Source organism: Sporomusa sp. GT1 (genome assembly GCF_014634905.1).
Taxonomy (GTDB): domain Bacteria; phylum Bacillota; class Negativicutes; order Sporomusales; family Sporomusaceae; genus Sporomusa; species Sporomusa sphaeroides.
The window spans coordinates 1-1,560 of sequence record NZ_BMBX01000065.1 but is presented as its reverse complement, the minus strand read 5'-3'; the positions used below and the strand labels follow the sequence as shown (position 1 = coordinate 1,560).

Here is a 1,560-nt window from a genome sequence, read left to right as displayed (position 1 = left end):
CTCCTCGTATTATAAAGTAGTAGTTATTAACGCCCCTCTTCAAGGGCAATGTGCTACACTGTAAGGGATACTGTGGATTGGTGTCCATCTCCTACCACAAGATGGTTTCATAAAGGCTCCAACCACAGTCTTCTTGTAAGTTTGTTAATCAGTTAGATACCGCTCGACGGTTTATATGGAACGAGGTTACAAGCGCAAGGAGTCCTGTGGTCCCAAGCAGTATCAAATCCATTTACGAAGGAGTATCGCTATGATCTGTGTCGGAATCGACGTTGCTAAGGACAAGCACGATTGCTGCATCGTCAGCTCGGAAGGCGAGGTGCTGCAAGATGTATTCACCATTCCAAACACCATGACCGGCTTTACTGCCCTGTTTCAAAGAATTTGCTCTGCATCCGATGCTTCGGGCAAAATAAAAGTAGGTCTTGAGGCCACCGGACACTATAGCTACAATTTGCTCGGCTTTTTGCTCGACAAAGGTCTTACCACCTTTGTCATCAACCCTCTCCATACCCATCTCTACCGCAAGAGTCTCAGCCTTAGAAAAACCAAGACTGATAAGGTTGATGCCCGAACGATTGCATCTATGCTTATGTCTGATGTGAACCTCAAGTCCTACACAGACACAGCATATCACAATGAGGAACTAAAGTCACTCTCTCGTTATCGGTTCGACAAGGTGAAAGAGCGGGCGCAGCTCAAACAGTCCATTTCCCGTTTGATCACGATTTTATTCCCCGAGCTTGAAAAACTGGTTTCGACACTTCACATGACCTCTGTTTACGCACTTTTGAGTCAGTTCCCCAGCGCACATCAGATTGCCACTTCAAGCCTAAACCACTTGAAATCATTGCTCAATAATGCCTCCAAAGGCCGGTATGACTGCAAGAAAGCTATCGAAATCCGCGATGCCGCCAGATGCTCCATTGGCTCATTAATGCCTGCCAAGTCCCTTGAATTGCGCCACACCATTAACCTCATCCGTGAACTGGATGCACAGATTGTGGAAATTGAGACGGAAATCAAGCTTATCATGGACGAACTTCAATCTCCGATTCTGACCATCCCTGGCATTAGCTACCGCATGGGTGCCATGATCCTCGCCGAAGTTGGCGACTTCTCCCGGTTCGATTCACCTGATAAGATTTTGGCTTATGCTGGGCTTTCGCCCTCCACATATCAGTCTGGACAACTGACATCTTCCTACTCTCACATGGAAAAACGTGGCTCCCGATATTTGCGTTATGCTATTTTTAATGCTGCCAAGTTTGTCTGCCATTGGGATGATACCTTTGCTGCCTACCTTGCCAAGAAACGCGCTGAGGGTAAGCACTACAATGTTGCCATCTCTCATGCCGCTAAGAAGCTGGTACGCCTTATGTACGCTTTGGAAAAAAACAGGCTCCCATACAAACCCGCTACTTAACTCCAACAACATACCGCTTTCTGAGCGCCCACAAGGACGCTCTATTTGGCGTGCACATTTTTCGTGTCCGATTACCCATTTCCCATGCTCAGTTTTTTTAAAACTTAGGGCTTGACTTTTAATAGTTAGTCTTT

At 46.5% G+C, this 1,560-nt stretch carries 1 protein-coding gene; it reads left to right on the top strand.

Translation table 11 applies throughout. The features are described 5' to 3' along the window. Positions 1-250: 250 nt before the first annotated feature. On the top strand, positions 251-1,426 hold the full coding sequence (locus GT1_RS21825) for an IS110 family transposase (RefSeq protein WP_188400488.1): 1,176 nt from the start codon (positions 251-253) through the stop codon (positions 1,424-1,426). Positions 1,427-1,560: the final 134 nt, after the last annotated feature.